Consider the following 17,046-nt stretch of genomic DNA (forward strand, 5'->3'; position numbering starts at 1 on the left):
GGCTCTTCGCCCTTCTTTTTACTAGTGGTTCCTAAGATTAAATTAGTTTTGCTGCTTTAAATCACGCATTTTGCTTTTTAATTGTTTTACAATTTCGTCACATTGTTTATTTTCTTGTTCGGATAATAACTCTTCACCATAACGAACTTTTTCATAGGCTAATACCAATTTTGAATCCAAGAATTTCTCTCTGGCTAACCATTCCTGTGCAGTCTCGTGACCATATCTACCTCGACCTTTTCGTGCTGCATGCATTTCAAGATCGTAAAGGAGTTTACGGACTTTTTCAGCTGGAGCATTATTTTTCTTAAACCATGTCCGCTCTGCCTGTTCACTACTTTCAACGGTCACCGTATAAGGACTCCCAGCCATTACTGCTTCATGGTTTTTCACCATTTTCTTACGACCTAAGATGAAAGCAAGAATCGCAATAATCATTATTCCGAGGATGGAGAGAACTGTCCATAAATTAAGCCATGATAAACCATCAAGAAAATCATAAATTGACTTGTTATCTTCAAGGGAATTATCCCATCCACGACCGTCCGCACCTGCTCCTTGGGGATTACGTTCGAAGTCTGCATTATCTACAGCATTAAATAACGGAATTGACAGTGTATAAAGCCCTTTCCCTACTATACTCATTATTAAAGAAAGTAAGCCATTAAAGAAGAGTGGAAAACCCACTGCAACTACAATTGCTGCACCAAATAACCCGCTGAACAGAATAAGCATAGAACTGGATTGCTTTTTTGCTTCTGTATTTTTGTCGTTTATCTTACTAATAAACAACCCATTAAGAATTTTTCCTAACATCAGAAAAAGCAGTTGGGTAATCATTAAATATAGCGTTATATTTTTATGTGGGTAAACTTGTACAACAGATCCTAAATAGATAAGAAAACCACCACATAATGTTATGATTAGGATTGTCGATTCTGATAGAATCATACCTTGATTATAATAGGCGATAATGCGCCAACAAATAAATGCCGATAAGGTTATACTTAGTCCAAAACCTAAACCAAAAAGACTACTAATATAGGCTACTAAAGGAATAAGAATCATAACAACAAAGTAAGGTGTACGCTCCTTTAGCTTTAACAATAAATAAAGATAAGCTAATCCCCCTAAGCCAACGATCATTAAAAATGGTAATATTGGTGGTAGAATTGGTGTATGGAAATAAAATAAGACTAGAACGATATAAAGAAATATAATTTCCATTATATATTGGTACACTTTTTGGAAAACATTATCCTGCATGGAAGTCAGCCTTCCTTTCTAAAAAGGAGGTGAGAGTTAAAAAGGTTGAACTATCGTGTTCTGTCAATTTATATACATCGATTCCACGTTTTTTCATACTTTTAAGAACAATGTACTCGTTTTGTTCAAATTCCCCGCAGATAATAACAAAAGGTGAGAGTTGATTCTGTCTTTCAACAGAATAAACCATACTATGAAAAGGAATCGTAACACTATGCTTACTCAAACGTGCGACGAGTTCCAACACTTTTTGTAAATGCTCTTTACCACTTCCCATAGGTATATGTAAGAAAGGTGTTTTACCAGCTCTTCTTACATTGACAAAGATCTCGTAGGAAATAGTACGTTTCGTTGCATATTCAAGTAAATAGGTTAAACCACTTAATAGTTCTTCTAATTTTCTTTCCCTTACATTAACAAAGAGTGACCAGGAAAAGAGTGCCGTACGCTCATATTGTTTGGTTTGTAATCCCTGGGCCGTTCGTGCTGATGCTTTCCAATGAATACGATTAAACGGATCTGTTGCGACATAATTCCTCGCTCCAACAATAGCAGACATATCTTCAAAAAATGACTGCCTAATTGGATAATCACCTTGATTTTTAGGAATGATTTGTTCAATTCCACCAACAGCAACCGGAGATGTATAGATGATTGTTTCAAACGTCAGTGGAACATTCCGTTTTATATAAACTTCACCAAAGCCAAATAAATGTGGGATTCTCATTTCAACAGTCCTAATTTTTGCAATCCCCCGCCTTTTGCCGACGAAAGGTAAATTAACTTCCAGTGTCTGTTTACTAAGAAGAGATACAGGTATGACTAACTCGATTTGTTCTCCGTCAATAATATCTCTACTATTCTCGAATTCTATTACATTATCAATCGTAATTCTAAGTGATGCATTCAAGATTGGAAAAAGACCCTTTTGACTCAAAGATAGCGTGAATTGATCACTCTCTCCCTGAAAAAGTTTAATCAATGACTTGTCGTGAGTGACGACTAAATGAGTAGCAACACGCTTTAGGTAAACTTGATTTATATAAATGAAGAGTAGAAAAAAAGAACCTAAAAAAAGCAGTAAAAAAGATTTTCCGATAATACCGGAAAACAAGATCACTAAGGAAATAACCCCTAATAATGATAACTCATTTCCTAATGAAATTTGCTTTTGCCATTCCATTAATTTACCGCTCCTGCTTCTACTGGAACAGCAACTGTTGATAGAACCTCATTAATTAATTGACGATTCGTCTTTTTAAGAGAGCCTTCCATCGTTAATACAAGACGATGAGCGATAACATATGGTGCCATATATTTAATATCTTCGGGAGTTACAAACGTTCGACCTTCAATATAAGCTTTTCCTTGTGCACCTCTCATTAGTGCAAGTGTGCCACGCGGACTTACCCCTACCTCAATATCTGTATGTTTTCTAGTAGCATGAACAATTCGTAATAAATAATCTTCAACGTCATCCGAAAGCTTTACAGCCTGAACTGCTCTTTGCATTTTTTCAATTTCTTCTTTAGAAAACACTTCTAGTAGCTCATCAATTGGGTTATGTTGTCTATATGCTTTCATAATTTGTTTTTCTTCAGCAAAACTTGGATAGCCAAGGTCAATTTGAACGAAGAATCGGTCCATCTGTGCTTCTGGTAATGAGAAGGTTCCTTGCTGTGATTCAATTGGATTTTGTGTAGCAATAACGACAAATGGAGATGGTAGCTTTAATGTTTCACCATCAATGGTCACTTGGCGCTCTTCCATGACCTCTAATAAACTAGATTGCGTTCTTGGTGTAGCACGGTTAATTTCATCTGCTAGTAATATATTCGTCATTACCGGTCCTGGACGAAGCTGAAATTCTTGTTCTTTCGGATTAAAAAATTGGATACCTGTCACATCACTTGGCAGTACGTCTGGTGTAAACTGAATTCGTTTGAATGTACCACTAATTGTCTTTGAAAAACTTTTAGCAAGCATAGTTTTCCCAGTACCTGGTACACTTTCTAGTAATATATGACCTTTATTTAAAAGCGCAACTAATAATAGTTCCACAACATCATCTTTACCGATGATCACTTTACCAATGCTTTCTTTCAATAATCCTACATTTTCTCTAATATCCATGATTTCCTCCAATAAAATAATGAAATTTTACTAATTATATCAATTTTCCTAAAATTTGAGCTATTAGTCAACTATCTTTGTAAATTATAGTTTCATTATTAGAATCTTGGCTTACCTTTTCTCCATTAGTTATACTCCTAGTCTATTTATTAATCTTATATTCATGGTAAAGTCCCCTTTACGAAAAAAGATATCTTTCAACTAAATTAACCAAAAACTCACTATATTTACCAATTTTTTATCCTAATCTACTTAACGAAAAAAAGAGCCAATTCGACTCTTTTATCTGACCGTTATACCTCTGAAACTAAGTTTTCCAAGCAGTGTTTTAAAAGATGAACCGAATGTACACAATCATCCAGAGATGTCCATTCCCTTGGATTGTGGCTAATCCCGTTTTCACTTCGGACAAATAACATTGCAACTGGAATTTTTTCTCCTAACACCATGGCATCATGTCCGGCTCCGCTTGGTAAGTATTGTTGTTTAATATTATGTGCTTCAAAAGCTTTTGAAAGTATTTCCTGCATTTTATCTTGAATGGGTACTGGTTTTACTCTTGTCGTCTCTTGCCATTTAAAACCAACGTTATGTGATCTGGCAATCATTTTCGCTTCATCTAAAATAACCTCTACGAGTTTGTCTCGTGTCGACTCATAGATATCTCGTATATCAACGTATAGTTGTACCTCTCCAGGTATAACGTTTACACCATTCGGCTTTACAGACATTTTTCCAACTGTAGCAACAGCCGTTTCACTAACCACTCTTGGAAGAGTATGAATTTTATGTATAAACCCGCTTGCTGCAACAAGTGCATCTTTTCGATCGTTCATTGGAGTATTTCCAGCATGTCCTGCCTCACCAGTAAAGGTAATTTCTAACCAACAGGGTCCAGCAATTCCAGTTACGATTCCACAAGGAATATTTGCTTTTTCAAGACGTTTTCCTTGTTCAATATGAACTTCTACATAGGCCGCAATTTCATCTAGATCCCTACCAGCTTTTTCGTACGAATCCAAGGAAAGGCCATCTTCTTCAAGAACTTGTTGAAATGTCATGCCATCACTATCTTTTAGTAACAGCTTTTTATCTAACTCAAATGCTCCCATCATCGCTTCACTACCTGTTAAACCTCCATTAAACCTGGCACCTTCCTCATCTGTGAAGATCACAACCTCAAATGGTCTAACTGGATTATAGCCAAGCTCCTTCCAAGCTTCGACTACCTCTAACGCTGCAAGTACACCTAATGTACCATCAAAATGCCCACCATTAGGCACAGTATCTACATGTGATCCAGAAAGTATTGCTGGAAGATCATTATTTAGACCCTCAAATCGTGCAAATACATTTCCTGCACCATCTTCTCGAACCTGTAATCCAGCATCCCTCATCCATTTTTTCACAAGCTCCTTTGCCTGTCGTTCTTCTTTTGAAAAGCCTACTCGATTAGATCCACCTGATTCTGATAAGCCAAGTTTTGATAGTTCACCTAATCGCTGCGCTAAACGGGTCCCATTAATCCCCCCATGGTCTAATGACCTATCATATTCTCTTACTAATTTCTTTGTTAGATTGAATTCTTGTTTCATTATTTCCTATCCCCCATTACTATTTTAAGTTAATACTAGTATATAGCATTTCTTCATTCAATAGAGAATTTTCCCCTAATCGATGGGTGCTTTGTACTAAAAGGGAAGTTACATCAATCAACGGCAAATAATGAAACCAAATTCACTTTCTAACTATTCCTTATTTACCGGGATTTTAATCGTAACGGTTGTGCCTTTCCCAATTTCACTATCAATTGTTAATGTCCCTTTATGTTCATGAACAATTTTATTGCTAACTGTTAACCCAAGTCCCATGCCTTTTTCTTTTAAAGTAAAGAAAGGTTCTCCTATTTTTTCAAGTCTTTCTTTAGGAATTCCAACACCCGTATCTTTAATAGTAAAGACAATGTAATCATCCTTTTGCTTTACTTTCAATGTTATGATCCCACCATTTGGCATAGCATCAATTGAATTTTTAAATACATTGATGAATACTTGAATCATTTGATTTATATCACCCTTTACGCCAAGATTATCGACGTAATTTCCGACTTGAAAATCAACATTATGTAAAACAGCCTCGTGGGACGTTAGATTGACCACATATTCAACTAGTTCTTTTACCTCGAATCGTTTATGTGAGACACTTTGTGGTTTTGAAAGAACAAGAAGTTCCCCAACAATTTGGTTAATTCTTGCTAACTCAGATAGAATAAGATCATAGCGACTAGTTGATGAGGTGTCCGTTTCTTTCATTAATTGGATAAAACCTTTTATGGATGTAAGTGGATTACGTATTTCATGCGCAATACCCGCTGCCAGTTCACCAAGCACTGACAACTTTTCCTTTCTCAGTAACATTTCTTCTGCAATCTTCAACTGGGTAACATCTCTACCGATTGTGACAAGTCCTCGTTTTTTGCCAGTATCATAAAAAAGTGGCACTTTAATGACATCGAATGTTTTTAACTCCCCACTAGGAATATAAAAGGACTCCTCACACCTTGAAAGTTGTCCACCTTCCCATGCTTCTTGATCACTTTGAACGCAATATAAAAAAGCATCTTTAAAGAAGGGCGAAAGTTCAGCCAACTCAGCATCTGTTTTACCTTCATAATCAACTGAATTAAGATGGTATAGGTCTTTACCAAACTGATTTACCCTCATCCACCTGCCTTCCCCATCTTTAAAGCAAACGAAATCAGGCATAGAGTTGATAAGTGATAAAAGTTCGTGTTCCTTTTCTTCTGCCCTCTTATATGCTTCATGTTTTTTTAAAATGATGTAAATCAAAATAGTAGTTACAATAATATAAAATAGTCCTTTTCCCATCTGCAACATTTCATAAAGCCTTGTTTCATAGTCAAGACTATTAATATAAATTTCTGATAACATAATCCATCCCAAGCTAAAAACAAAATAGAGCAATGGAATATTTTTATTAAAAAAGCCAAGTTTCTTCATATTTCACACCCACTTATCACTCATACTGTAAATTATCATCATTATTATGTTAGCATAACCTAGGTTAACTAAAGTTACTATATCATCGAACAGATAAGTTTGTATTATCATTCTAAAATATCCAAATATGGATTTTAATTGACATTAACAAGTGAATAGTGTATTGTTATTAAATGTTGTCTCCATATTTTCGTAACTATTATAAACTAATGATAAAATTAACATAAATAAGATAAATTGGCTAGTCCCACCTTTAACAAAAGGTGATGGCTTTTAACAAGTACCTTCTTGGTACATGATTTGGCAATTTCCTAATTTTGAAGAATGACTTATTCACACTGGATCGGCTAAGGAGCCGTTAGGACGAAAGAGAGGTAGGGCTTTCGTTGTTTAAGATATCAAAAACACCAGGAATAATTACCGCGGCTATGGTAATTAGGGATATAGTTACGTTAATGATTTGGACGTATTTTATAGTACGTCATACAAAATAGAGAAACTTTTTAAAAACGAATCGATGTAATCGATTCGTTTTTTGTATTTAAACAAGGCTCATGGTTTTAAAAGCTAGTAAAAAAAGCAATAAAATACTGTCACACTAAGTGGAGGAAAGAAAAAAAAGCCACTATACAACTGGTCGTAGATAGACAAAGACACGAAGTTATACACAACCTTACAATTTTATAAATTCCTTACCAACAAAAAAACGTCTACATTTTACGTAGACATTTTAACTGTTGTCTGCTGTAGTTAGAAATTCGATTGCTTTAACACTTTGTTTCAAATTTGATTTAATCTTAAATACTTCGGCTTCGTTTTTTGGTAGTCGATTTGATTCATATATTAGGTTGGCTAAAGTATCAATATCTTTATAAACTGACGAAAAAGCGTAATCCAATTGATTCTCCAACCTGACCCTTTTACCTTGCATTTTTCTCCCCCACCTTTCTCTTATAGTTAATTAGACGCATAACCATATGAAAAGGTTTCATATTTTGGAAAAAAAGAATAGATCTTTTGTAGCAGATTCTTTTTTCTGCACCATTTTTTAAAAGCAAACAAACCCTATTTTCTTAATTGGGATTTTGTTTTATGCTGTTATTACGTTTTCAATGTATTCGACTACACGATTTTTACCTAGTCTTTTTGCATGATAAAGGGCCTTATCTGCATAGTCTACAACATCATTAGGATCCGCCTCCACTGGAATTTGATCTGTTGACACTACACCTACGCTAACTGTTACTACGTTTGAAATAGTTGATGTAATATGTGGTATACTTTGTTTTTTAACGCCTATTACGATTTCCTTTCCAAGCTGGAAAGCTTCCGCAATTGAGGCATTTGGAAATAATACAATAAATTCTTCTCCCCCATACCTAAACAATTCAGCATTATTCCGTTTTACAATTCGGTCTACCGTACTTGCTACTGCTTTCAAACAAGAATCACCAGATACATGACCATATGTATCATTAAATTCTTTGAAGCAGTCAATATCAAACATTAAAACAGATAATGGGTTATTTTCGTGATTTTTCTTATTCCACTTTACCATCAATGTTTTATCAAATTTACGTCTATTCCCTACTTCAGTTAATCCATCCATAAATGATAAATACTCTAATTTTTCATTTGCTCTCATAAGTTCAATTTCTAATTCTTGTCGCACTGTTATGTCACGAGTAATACAAATTAGTTCGACTCTATTATCATCGGTTATAATCCTTTTCCCTGTTGATTCAAGCCATATCTCCTTATGGTCAGTACGAAAAGCTCTAAATTTAAATGTTACGATCTCATCATTCGATAGCATTTTTTGATGTGCTAGATAACAGTGGTCATGGTCTAATGGATTTATAAAGTCATACGAGTTTTTCGAATACAGTATATCTTTAGGCTTAACACCAAGTATCTTCTCAATAATCGGTGATACATAAAGAAAGGAAGAATCCGCCGATAATTTCATAATAATATCAGTTGCATTATCAGTAATAAATTGAAAATGATTTTCCGTTTCCTTTAACATTTCCGCTGCTTGTTTTCTAGCAGAAACGAATTTTGAAATAACAACAAGTGAAACAGTATCTTCGTTCTCATGTCTAATTGGATGAATCGTCGTTTCTATATCTTTTACGCCTTGAGGAAATGATACGGAAGATGTAAATTCTACCTCACCTTTTTTTTTGATAGCTTTTTTACAATTTTCTACTAGTATTCCTCCAAATATTTCACTAGCATTTGTCCCAATTACTTTCTGTTTTGGAATTCCTGTAACTCGTAAAAATCTCCGATTAACAGACGAGATCATCATATTATGCCCTTTGACCTCTACTAAATAGACGAGATCAAGAACAGAATCGAACATACTAGTCACTGAATTTTCTTCTTCTCTTTTCCTTAGATACTCGTTTTCACCTTCTAGCTTTAAAACCCTTAATCTGCTTTTATCAAGCAAGTAAGCAATATACAAGGTAATCATAATAAAAACAAGCATAATAGTTAATACCACAGTATGATACTCACTGCTAACATATGATATAGAAAAGTAAAATACTATCCCAATGATTAATGCTAAAAAAGGAAAAACGATAGCTGCTTTAAGTCTCATTGATTTCTCCTTCTAAATAAACTTCTAAATATTTTATCAATACGCAATAAGAAGTACGACAAGAGTCTAATAAGAATTGATATTTTAAGCTGATAAAATCAATTTTACAATAATTTGAACAACTTATCGGGATTTTCTATGTATAATTCTAAAAAAACATTTCGATTATTTTCGACAAGGCGCTATATCGCCTTTTGCGTGTCCGTTGTCGTTCATAGTAAATTGATAGTCTCATCATCATTATAAGGTACCTTGTTGGTTTTTGTTATCGCTTGTTTTAAAAGGCATATCTGACCGTATATCATCCTATAAACCTGGCAATAATGGGTTTATAAAGTGAACTTTCAATCCGTAGGGGTTGTCTTCATCCCCACTGATTATTAGTTGCACTTATAACGGAGGATAAAGGTGGTGCTGGAATGTGTTGCTTATAAATCTATCATTAAAAGTGCAATCCTCTACATTAGAGGATAGAATACTGAAACTAGAATTTACAAATGCTAGTGAACCTGACTATTGCCGTGATTTTAGGATACTCGCAAAATATGATACCAATTCAGAGAGATGGGCGTGTGATCAGTTTTGCGTATATAACAAAAGGGAAGACAGATTTGAGGATGTACTATCTATGTTTACAGATGAATATACAAATTGGATAATAGCACAAATCATAACACGTGAATCCAACCAGTTAACTCTTAGCGAAAGCACTGCAGAGGCGATGTGAAGGGGAACCGTAGCGGTATATAGTAAGTAAAAAGTTTCAATCGGTATAAGGCAAATAAAGCGTCGTTAGGTATATTCCTAACAACACTTTTTTTCTGTTTAATTCTTAAATCTTTTATTCTACACGGTCTTGCTCTTGTGTTAATGTACATTCATGAATTGGTACATCTACAAAAGCTTGAATGCTTGGCTGCCTTAAACTTCCATTGTTAGTCCATTCTGCAAACATTATTTTTGTTGTGATTTTTGGTTCAACCCAATATGTATCGGCCTGATTAGATAAATTGGTAAACGGTGATTGGACTACCTCTAATTTGCGCAAGAGGGTAGTTAAGTCCTTCCAATCTTGATTTGATAACTTTCCTGTTCCCGTGTGACCGATGTAAGTGAATTTATCATCGTCAAAAACACCCAATAGAACTGCATTTACAACACCGTTCCTTAATGTAAAACCACCAATAACAGCAAAAATATCGCGGTAGTTTTTCACTTTAAGCCAATAGTCCTTTTTTGAGCCTAGAATATATGGAGAATTTGTTTGCTTCATTACAATTCCTTCCATGCCATAATCTTTAATGGCATCAAACAAAGCCTGCCCATCCTCTATACTAGGCACTAACTGTATTGTTTCATTAGGTGTAATGATTTCAGATAATATTTTCATACGCTCATTCCAAGGTTTATTATTTATCCATTCACCATTATATAATAATATGTCAAACACCATATAAGTTATCGGCGTTTCTGATTGGGCATCAGCTAAACGATCAAGTCTTCGGATTCCATCACGTTTCATTACCTTTTGGAAGGATGGTGTTCCTCCGTCATCTAATGCAATAACTTCTCCATCTAAAATGACGGATTCTGCATTACAGTAAGTTGAGATAGCAGTAATTTCAGGAAAATGTTTCGTTCTTTCGTTTAACTTACGATTAAATAAACGTACCTCCTGACCATCAAAGTAGGTAATAATCCGAACGCCATCCCATTTAATTTGTGCGATCCAGCCTTCTCCCTTTGGTACTTCATTACTTCGCTTTGGCTCCATTGGAACAATTGGCTTCATTATTAATTCACCTCATTGTGATAGTCGATTTACTTAGTTTATACTTCAATGACAAATTATATAAAAGGAAAGCCAATTCTCCCTAGAAATCCTTATACCAACATATCGATCATATTCAAATAATTTAAAAGATGTTTCATTACATAAGGTACCCTTGTTAGTGAAAGTATACAAAATGAGCATCCTAAAACAAGGAGAGTGATAAAAATGAAAATGAAAGAAGTGATCCTACATAGTGAGTCATATCATTCCTGTAAAACTATCAACTATTCATTTTCCATAATTTTCGATTTGATGTAGTAACAGCAACAGCTCCTGCATTAATTGCATTTTCTACATCATCAATCGAGCGAATTAAACCTCCTGCAAATACAGGAATACCAGTTGTCTCATTAACTTCTTTAATCATATGTGGAATAACACCAGGAAGTACCTCTATATAGTCAGGTTTGACCTTATTTATTAAGGCATAGCTTTTCGCTAAAGCATGTGTATCTAATAAAAACAAGCGTTGAATTGCCACCACACCATTTTGCTTTGCCTTGGTAATCGCACCTACCCTTGTTGAAATCAGACCTGCGGGTTTGTATTCCTGGCATAAATATTCGACCGCATACTCATCGTTTTTAAGACCCTGAATCAAGTCTGCATGTAATATCATTTTCTTATTATGTTTACGAGCCAAACTAAAGACAGCTTTTAGTCTAGAAACATGCATTTCCAAAAAGACACCGTATTTATATGGACTATCAAGCATTCTCTCAAAATCTTGCATCTCCCGTATGGCAGGAATAATCTTTTGGCCATTAAATGTCAAACAATCACCTCCAGACGTAAGTTAAAAACACTACAGTTTCTTCCTAATGTTTAGTGCCTTTTCCGGAAAATCCGTAAAAATGGCATCTATCTTATTTCGAATCAGAAACTCCAACTTTTCGTCGTCATTTACTGTAAATGGTCTTATTGGAATTTTATTTGTTTGTTCTTTCTTTATGTAATACAAAGCTACAGGCTCATAAACATGAATTGCTTTTGCTCCTACTAAGTTTGCGTAGTTCCATGGTTCATACAAAACTTCTATAAATAGTAAAGCAGTATTGATTCCTGGATTAATGTCTACACACTTTTTAATACTATAATGATTGAAAGAGGATAGGATTACGTTTTGATGGTATGAGAATTTATCCACTTCTTGAATTACCTTGTTTTCAATTCCATCATAATCAAAGACATCATTTTTCAATTCAATATTAAGTGTTATCTTTGTATCTTTAAGTAGTTCAAATACTTCCTCTAATGTCGGTATTTTCTCACCCTTATACTCATCTGAAAACCAAGACCCTGCGTCTAGTTTTTTTAATTCTTGTAATGATAAATCCTTTATATACCCACTACTATTTGTCGTCCGATCAACTGTTTCATCATGAATGACGACTAACTCATTGTCACTAGTCATATGTACGTCCAATTCAATTCCATCAACACCTAAAGAAATCGCTTCGCGAAATGCTGCTAATGTGTTTTCAGGTCTATTTCCTTTACTTCCTCGATGTGCAAAAATGGCAGTTCCTTTCAAAGAATACTCCCCCTTGGTCCTTTTATAAGTATGAGTAGCATCACCCATTTGAGTGATGCTACCGAAAAATTACTTAATGAAGATTAGTTACCACTTGTTCGATTGGCAATTTCAATCGCTCTATCAGTCCCTGCTGCTGCTTGGTCTAATGCTTCTTGTGGATCCATTCCTTGGTATAAATTCTCAAGAGCTGTTACAACCTGTTGTCTTGATTCCGGGAATACAGATATCAATGCCCCTTGTGTTGCAACAGATGGTTTTGTTGCTTGTAGCTGTTCTACTGTCACTTTTAATTGTGGATACACTTCATAGCGTTCTTGTACAATTGGTTGGTCATAGGCAGCTGGGTTAATAGCAAAGTAGCCTGTTTTTACATGCCATTTTGCTTGAGCTTCAGGAGTAGCCATGTATTTCATAAATTCAAAAGCAGCATCCTGTTTTTCTTTTTCAATCCCTTTTGACATCCATAATGATGCCCCACCAATAACTACACCTTGAGAATCAACTTCATCAGCGTATGGAATATATGCAACACCTACTTCAAATGGTGAGTTTTCAATGATTGCTCCAACACCAGCCGAAGAGTCCATATACATTGCTACTTTTTCTGTTTGGAAAGCAGCACGAATATCATCCCAATTTGATCCAAAGTTACCGAATGTCCCTGCTGTATTCATTTCATCTAAAAAGTTAAATACTCTAAGTCCTTCTTCACCATTAAATACAGCCTTAGTTGCCGTATCTGCACGACCATTTTCTTCGTTTACATATAACCCGCCTTGTGTTGCAACTAATTGTTCAAAGAACCAACCATATGTTAACATTGAGAAACCATAACGTTCTGTCGTACCGCCATTTTTCTTTGTTAGCTTTTGCGCTGCAGCTATTACCTCACTAAATTTTCGTGGAGCATTTTCTGGATCCAATCCAACTTCAGCAAACGCATCTTTGTTATAAATTAAAACAGGTGTAGATGAGTTGAAAGGCATTGAATATAATTGATTATCAATAGTGTAGTAGTTTAAGATATTTTTTTCTAATTGTGATAAATCGTAATTGTCGTTATCAATAAATGATTGAACTGGTTCAATAAATCCGCTATCAATCATGTATTTAGAACCAACCTCAAATACTTGAATGATCGCTGGAGCATCTTTTGTTCCACCAACACTTCTAAACTTTGTTAATGATTCTTCATATGTCCCTTGAAACTCTGCCTTTACTTCAACTTTATCTTGAGATGAATTGAAATCAGCTACGATTTCATCAAGTGCCTCTTGACCAACACCACTCATCGCATGCCAAAATACAATTTCAGTTTTGCCTTCTGCTGGTTTTTCTTCCGTAGTTCCTTCATTGGTAGTACCCTTAGTTTCATCATCAGTTTCATTACTAGCTGAATTCGAACATGCTGTTATCACTACCATACTAAAAATTAAAGTAAAGATAAAAAGACCTTTTAGATACTTTTTCACAACAAATCACTCCCTTTTATTTAAGTGCACCTTGGGTTAAGCCTTTTTGCAATTGTTTCTGTCCAATAAACAACAACATTAAAGTAGGTATAATTACAACAATTACACCTGCCATTACCACCCCCCATTCTGTAGCAACTTCTTGAGATTGTAGTTGTTTTAGTCCAATTTGTACTGTTCTAGAGGTATCATTATTGGTTACTAATAATGGCCATAAATACATGTTCCAAGTTGTTAAAAACCCGTATGCACCTAACGTTACTAAACTTGTTTTCGATACAGGCAATACTACTCTTAGAAAGAACTGAAACCGATTAAGTCCAGCCACTTGGGATGCTTCATATAATTCATTTGGAATCGTTTTAAAATGCTGCCTAAGTAAAAATGTTCCAAAGGCTAGTGCAAAAAATGGAATAGTCAATCCAAAATATGTATTAATCCAGCCTAGCTTTTGAATAGTAATAAAGTTCGGGATCATTGTCGCCTCCCACGGTATCATCATCGTTGAAATAAATAAAAAGAAAATAACATTTCGACCCTTAAAAGGAATAAAAACAAATGCATATGCAGCCATACTGCTAACTATTAACTGCCCAAGCATGACTAACGTCGATACTATAAAACTATTTAATAAATAATGAGCAAGAGGTAGCCGTTCAAATACAGTAATGTAATTTTGAAAATTAAAGGCACTTGGGAAAAACTTCCCCTGTAATATTTCGCCACCTGTCATAAAACTGATCATAAACGCATACAAAATTGGAAAAAATAGGAGGAAGGCTGAAAACACTAACAAGATATAAAACAAAATTTTCGATGAAAACCTCATTGGTAATGCACCTTCTTTTCTCCGAATTTAAACTGTAATATTGTCACAACTAAGATGCATAAAAACAAGACAACCGCTTGGGCACTTGCTGTACCAAATTGGTAATTTATAAATGCTTCCCGGTAGATTGAATAAACAATTAAATTTGTAGATTCAGAAGGGCCACCCTTTGTTAATATATCGACCTGACCAAATGTTTGAAACGCATTGATCAAAGAGATGGTTATGATAAAGAACAGTGTTGGCGATAGCATTGGAATAGTAATCCTCCGTAATTGATACCAATAGCCAGCACCATCGATCTTGGCACTCTCATACAAATATCCATCAATATTTTGTAGGCCACCAAGGATGATTAAAAAGCTAAAACCAGTATTCATCCAAATTGTTGAAATAGCAACTGATATTAGCGCCCAAGTTGGATCTAATAACCACTGTATTTCCGCTAATTGAAATAAACCTAAAACTCTATTAAACATCCCAATACTTGGATGAAATAAGAAAAGCCAAACAACAGATGATGCAGCAACTGAAATACCCATCGTCGATGAAAAAATCGTTCGAAAGAAACCAATTCCTTTTAACTTTTCATTCGCTAAGAGAGCTAAAAATAAGGAGATAACAACTCCTGTTGGCACTGTATATAAAACAAATAGAATGGTGGCTTTTGTACTCTTCCTAAAGCTTTCAGATTCAAATAAATATAGATAATTTTCTAAACCCACAAAGATCGCAGGTGTTCCCTGTTGATCTGTTAGGAAAAAACTTAAATATATTGTCTTAAACATCGGGTAGAATAGAAAGACAGCAAATAATAAAATGGAAGGAAACAAATAGAGTAACGCAGTTCGCACATTTAGAGAATTTTTCCAAAAGCTTGGTTTGTATTTTACCTCTACTCTCCTATTTACGGTGTTAACTTCGGGCTTCATAATAACACCTCTTTATCAATTACATGCCTCTCTATGTTTGATGGAATCTTCAAGATTTCTTCTGTCTCCACATCAAAAATACAGATAGAGTCATAGTCAATCATTAACGGAATAACATCCCCTACTTGAATACTCCATTGGCCATTTAACTTGGCAAGCCATTCTGATTGATTCACTTTAAAAGATAGAATGGTTTCATTCCCTAACACTTCAACATTTATCACTTCAACTGCGATCATATTATCATCAGGCTGACTTTTAGCAGAGACTTTAAAATGTTCCGGTCGAACACCGACAATAATATTTGTTGATTTCATCATAGATAAATCTTTGACTGCAAGTTTAATTGCCAACATATCACCAAATTGAATTTCTCCTTTTTCTTTATCCCAAATCCCATTTGTAAGATTCATTGGTGGTGAGCCAATAAAGGTTGCTACAAAAGGATTTGCTGGGCTATTATATATTTCTAATGGTTTACCTATTTGCTGAACGATTCCATCATGTAAAATCATAATTCGATCACCCATCGTCATTGCTTCGACCTGATCATGTGTTACATAAATCATCGTTAACCCTAATTTTCTTTGAATCTGTCTTATTTCAGATCTCATATGTGCTCTTAGCTTTGCATCTAGATTTGACAATGGTTCATCCATTAAACATATCGGTGCCTGATTTACGATTGCCCTAGCCAAGGCTACCCGTTGACGCTGTCCACCAGAAAGCTCTCTAGGCTTTCTAGTTAGGTATTCTGATAAACCTAATAACTCAGCAACATCCTTACAGCGTGTCTTCCTCTCTTCCTTTGGCACTTTTTTTACATCTAAACCGAATACAATATTCTCTTCGACATTTAAATGTGGATACAAGGCATAATTTTGAAATACCATTGAAATTTCTCTCTGGCTAGGAGGTAGGTGATTTGCTTCTTTCTCTCCAATTTTTAGAGTTCCACTTGTAATGTCTTCTAAGCCTGCAATCATTCTTAGCATCGTACTTTTCCCACAACCAGAGGGTCCAACTAGGACAAAAAATTCTCCTGGCTCTATCGTTACGTTTATATCAGAAATTACTGTTGTTTTACTATCATAGGATTTAGACACACTCTGTAGTTCAACCCTTTTCAAATTATTCAACCCTTTCATTGTCTATATTTGTATATTCTACTAAATAAATGAAAATGCAATATTAATAGAGTGTAAAGAAATCATTAACTTTTCTTTCGCTGAAGGTAATGAAAACACTTATACATAACCTTACAATTTTATAAATTCATAAACAGTAGAAAAAAGCCCACAAAAAGTGCCTAAAAATATCTAAGCAATTCGTGTGAGCCTCCTTATCTCCTTCACATAATATCAACTTATTTACAATATAACACAATTAGAGTAATATTTGTAAAGTAATTT

Annotated in this window: 15 protein-coding genes; 1 reads left to right on the forward strand and 14 read right to left on the reverse strand. The window is 34.8% G+C overall.

Going from position 1 to position 17,046, the window contains the following annotated elements:
* Positions 1-42: 42 nt before the first annotated feature.
* The 7 genes from PY093_RS01805 to PY093_RS01835 form a co-directional block, all read right to left on the reverse strand.
* Complete coding sequence (locus PY093_RS01805; protein WP_275644144.1) at positions 43-1,266, reverse strand: DUF4129 domain-containing protein; 1,224 nt, start codon at positions 1,264-1,266, stop codon at positions 43-45.
* Positions 1,256-2,449, reverse strand: coding sequence for a DUF58 domain-containing protein (locus tag PY093_RS01810; RefSeq protein WP_275644145.1), 1,194 nt, complete (start codon positions 2,447-2,449; stop codon positions 1,256-1,258). The genes PY093_RS01805 and PY093_RS01810 overlap by 11 nt, the downstream gene beginning before the upstream one ends.
* Positions 2,449-3,399, reverse strand: a complete 951-nt coding sequence (locus tag PY093_RS01815) for an AAA family ATPase (RefSeq protein ID WP_275644146.1) — start codon at positions 3,397-3,399, stop codon at positions 2,449-2,451. Before PY093_RS01815 ends, PY093_RS01810 begins: the two co-directional genes overlap by 1 nt.
* A 293-nt stretch (positions 3,400-3,692) precedes the next feature.
* On the reverse strand, positions 3,693-4,994 hold the full coding sequence (locus PY093_RS01820) for a M20 family metallo-hydrolase (RefSeq protein WP_275644147.1): 1,302 nt from the start codon (positions 4,992-4,994) through the stop codon (positions 3,693-3,695).
* A 153-nt stretch (positions 4,995-5,147) separates the two neighbouring features.
* A complete protein-coding gene (locus PY093_RS01825) occupies positions 5,148-6,419 on the reverse strand; it encodes an ATP-binding protein (protein WP_275644148.1) in 1,272 nt (423 codons plus the stop codon).
* 730 nt (positions 6,420-7,149) lie between these two features.
* Positions 7,150-7,350: a hypothetical protein gene (locus PY093_RS01830; RefSeq protein ID WP_275644149.1), complete on the reverse strand. Its 201-nt coding sequence runs from the start codon at positions 7,348-7,350 to the stop codon at positions 7,150-7,152.
* 159 nt (positions 7,351-7,509) lie between these two features.
* A complete protein-coding gene (locus tag PY093_RS01835) occupies positions 7,510-9,030 on the reverse strand; it encodes a sensor domain-containing diguanylate cyclase (protein ID WP_275644150.1) in 1,521 nt (506 codons plus the stop codon).
* Positions 9,031-9,451: 421 nt separating this feature from the next.
* Between PY093_RS01835 and PY093_RS01840 the strand changes: the two genes are divergently transcribed.
* Complete coding sequence (locus PY093_RS01840; protein ID WP_275644151.1) at positions 9,452-9,757, forward strand: hypothetical protein; 306 nt, start codon at positions 9,452-9,454, stop codon at positions 9,755-9,757.
* A 114-nt stretch (positions 9,758-9,871) separates the two neighbouring features.
* Here PY093_RS01840 and ligD read toward each other — a convergent pair whose 3' ends face one another.
* The 7 genes from ligD to PY093_RS01875 form a co-directional block, all read right to left on the reverse strand.
* Positions 9,872-10,822 carry a non-homologous end-joining DNA ligase gene (gene ligD, locus PY093_RS01845; RefSeq protein ID WP_275644152.1) on the reverse strand — a complete coding sequence of 317 codons (951 nt, stop codon included), beginning with the start codon at positions 10,820-10,822 and terminating at the stop codon, positions 9,872-9,874.
* A 262-nt stretch (positions 10,823-11,084) separates the two neighbouring features.
* A complete protein-coding gene (locus tag PY093_RS01850; protein ID WP_275644153.1) occupies positions 11,085-11,639 on the reverse strand; it encodes a glycerol-3-phosphate responsive antiterminator in 555 nt (184 codons plus the stop codon).
* A gap of 30 nt (positions 11,640-11,669) precedes the next feature.
* On the reverse strand, positions 11,670-12,398 hold the full coding sequence (locus PY093_RS01855) for a glycerophosphodiester phosphodiesterase (RefSeq protein WP_275644154.1): 729 nt from the start codon (positions 12,396-12,398) through the stop codon (positions 11,670-11,672).
* Between the two features lie 83 nt (positions 12,399-12,481).
* Positions 12,482-13,825, reverse strand: coding sequence for an ABC transporter substrate-binding protein (locus PY093_RS01860; protein ID WP_481769262.1), 1,344 nt, complete (start codon positions 13,823-13,825; stop codon positions 12,482-12,484).
* 64 nt (positions 13,826-13,889) lie between these two features.
* Positions 13,890-14,702, reverse strand: coding sequence for a carbohydrate ABC transporter permease (locus PY093_RS01865; protein ID WP_275644156.1), 813 nt, complete (start codon positions 14,700-14,702; stop codon positions 13,890-13,892).
* Positions 14,699-15,634: a carbohydrate ABC transporter permease gene (locus PY093_RS01870; RefSeq protein WP_275644157.1), complete on the reverse strand. Its 936-nt coding sequence runs from the start codon at positions 15,632-15,634 to the stop codon at positions 14,699-14,701. Before PY093_RS01870 ends, PY093_RS01865 begins: the two co-directional genes overlap by 4 nt.
* Positions 15,631-16,764, reverse strand: a complete 1,134-nt coding sequence (locus PY093_RS01875; protein ID WP_275644158.1) for an ABC transporter ATP-binding protein — start codon at positions 16,762-16,764, stop codon at positions 15,631-15,633. The genes PY093_RS01870 and PY093_RS01875 overlap by 4 nt, the downstream gene beginning before the upstream one ends.
* Positions 16,765-17,046 lie beyond the last annotated feature (282 nt).

Source organism: Cytobacillus sp. S13-E01 (assembly GCF_029193815.1).
In the GTDB taxonomy this organism is placed as follows: domain Bacteria; phylum Bacillota; class Bacilli; order Bacillales; family Bacillaceae_L; genus Bacillus_BV.

Bases quoted from the DNA above. Each gene is read 5' to 3' on its own strand.
- PY093_RS01825 (WP_275644148.1), bottom strand. From the start codon at position 6,419: ATGAAGAAACTTGGCTTTTTTAATAAAAATATTCCATTGCTCTATTTT.
- PY093_RS01865 (WP_275644156.1), bottom strand. From the start codon at position 14,702: ATGAGGTTTTCATCGAAAATTTTGTTTTATATCTTGTTAGTGTTTTCA.
- PY093_RS01805 (WP_275644144.1), bottom strand. From the start codon at position 1,266: ATGCAGGATAATGTTTTCCAAAAAGTGTACCAATATATAATGGAAATT.
- PY093_RS01815 (WP_275644146.1), bottom strand. From the start codon at position 3,399: ATGGATATTAGAGAAAATGTAGGATTATTGAAAGAAAGCATTGGTAAA.
- PY093_RS01810 (WP_275644145.1), bottom strand. From the start codon at position 2,449: ATGGAATGGCAAAAGCAAATTTCATTAGGAAATGAGTTATCATTATTA.
- PY093_RS01860 (WP_481769262.1), bottom strand. From the start codon at position 13,825: ATGGTAGTGATAACAGCATGTTCGAATTCAGCTAGTAATGAAACTGAT.
- PY093_RS01835 (WP_275644150.1), bottom strand. From the start codon at position 9,030: ATGAGACTTAAAGCAGCTATCGTTTTTCCTTTTTTAGCATTAATCATT.
- ligD (WP_275644152.1), bottom strand. From the start codon at position 10,822: ATGAAGCCAATTGTTCCAATGGAGCCAAAGCGAAGTAATGAAGTACCA.
- PY093_RS01830 (WP_275644149.1), bottom strand. From the start codon at position 7,350: ATGCAAGGTAAAAGGGTCAGGTTGGAGAATCAATTGGATTACGCTTTT.
- PY093_RS01820 (WP_275644147.1), bottom strand. From the start codon at position 4,994: ATGAAACAAGAATTCAATCTAACAAAGAAATTAGTAAGAGAATATGAT.
- PY093_RS01870 (WP_275644157.1), bottom strand. From the start codon at position 15,634: ATGAAGCCCGAAGTTAACACCGTAAATAGGAGAGTAGAGGTAAAATAC.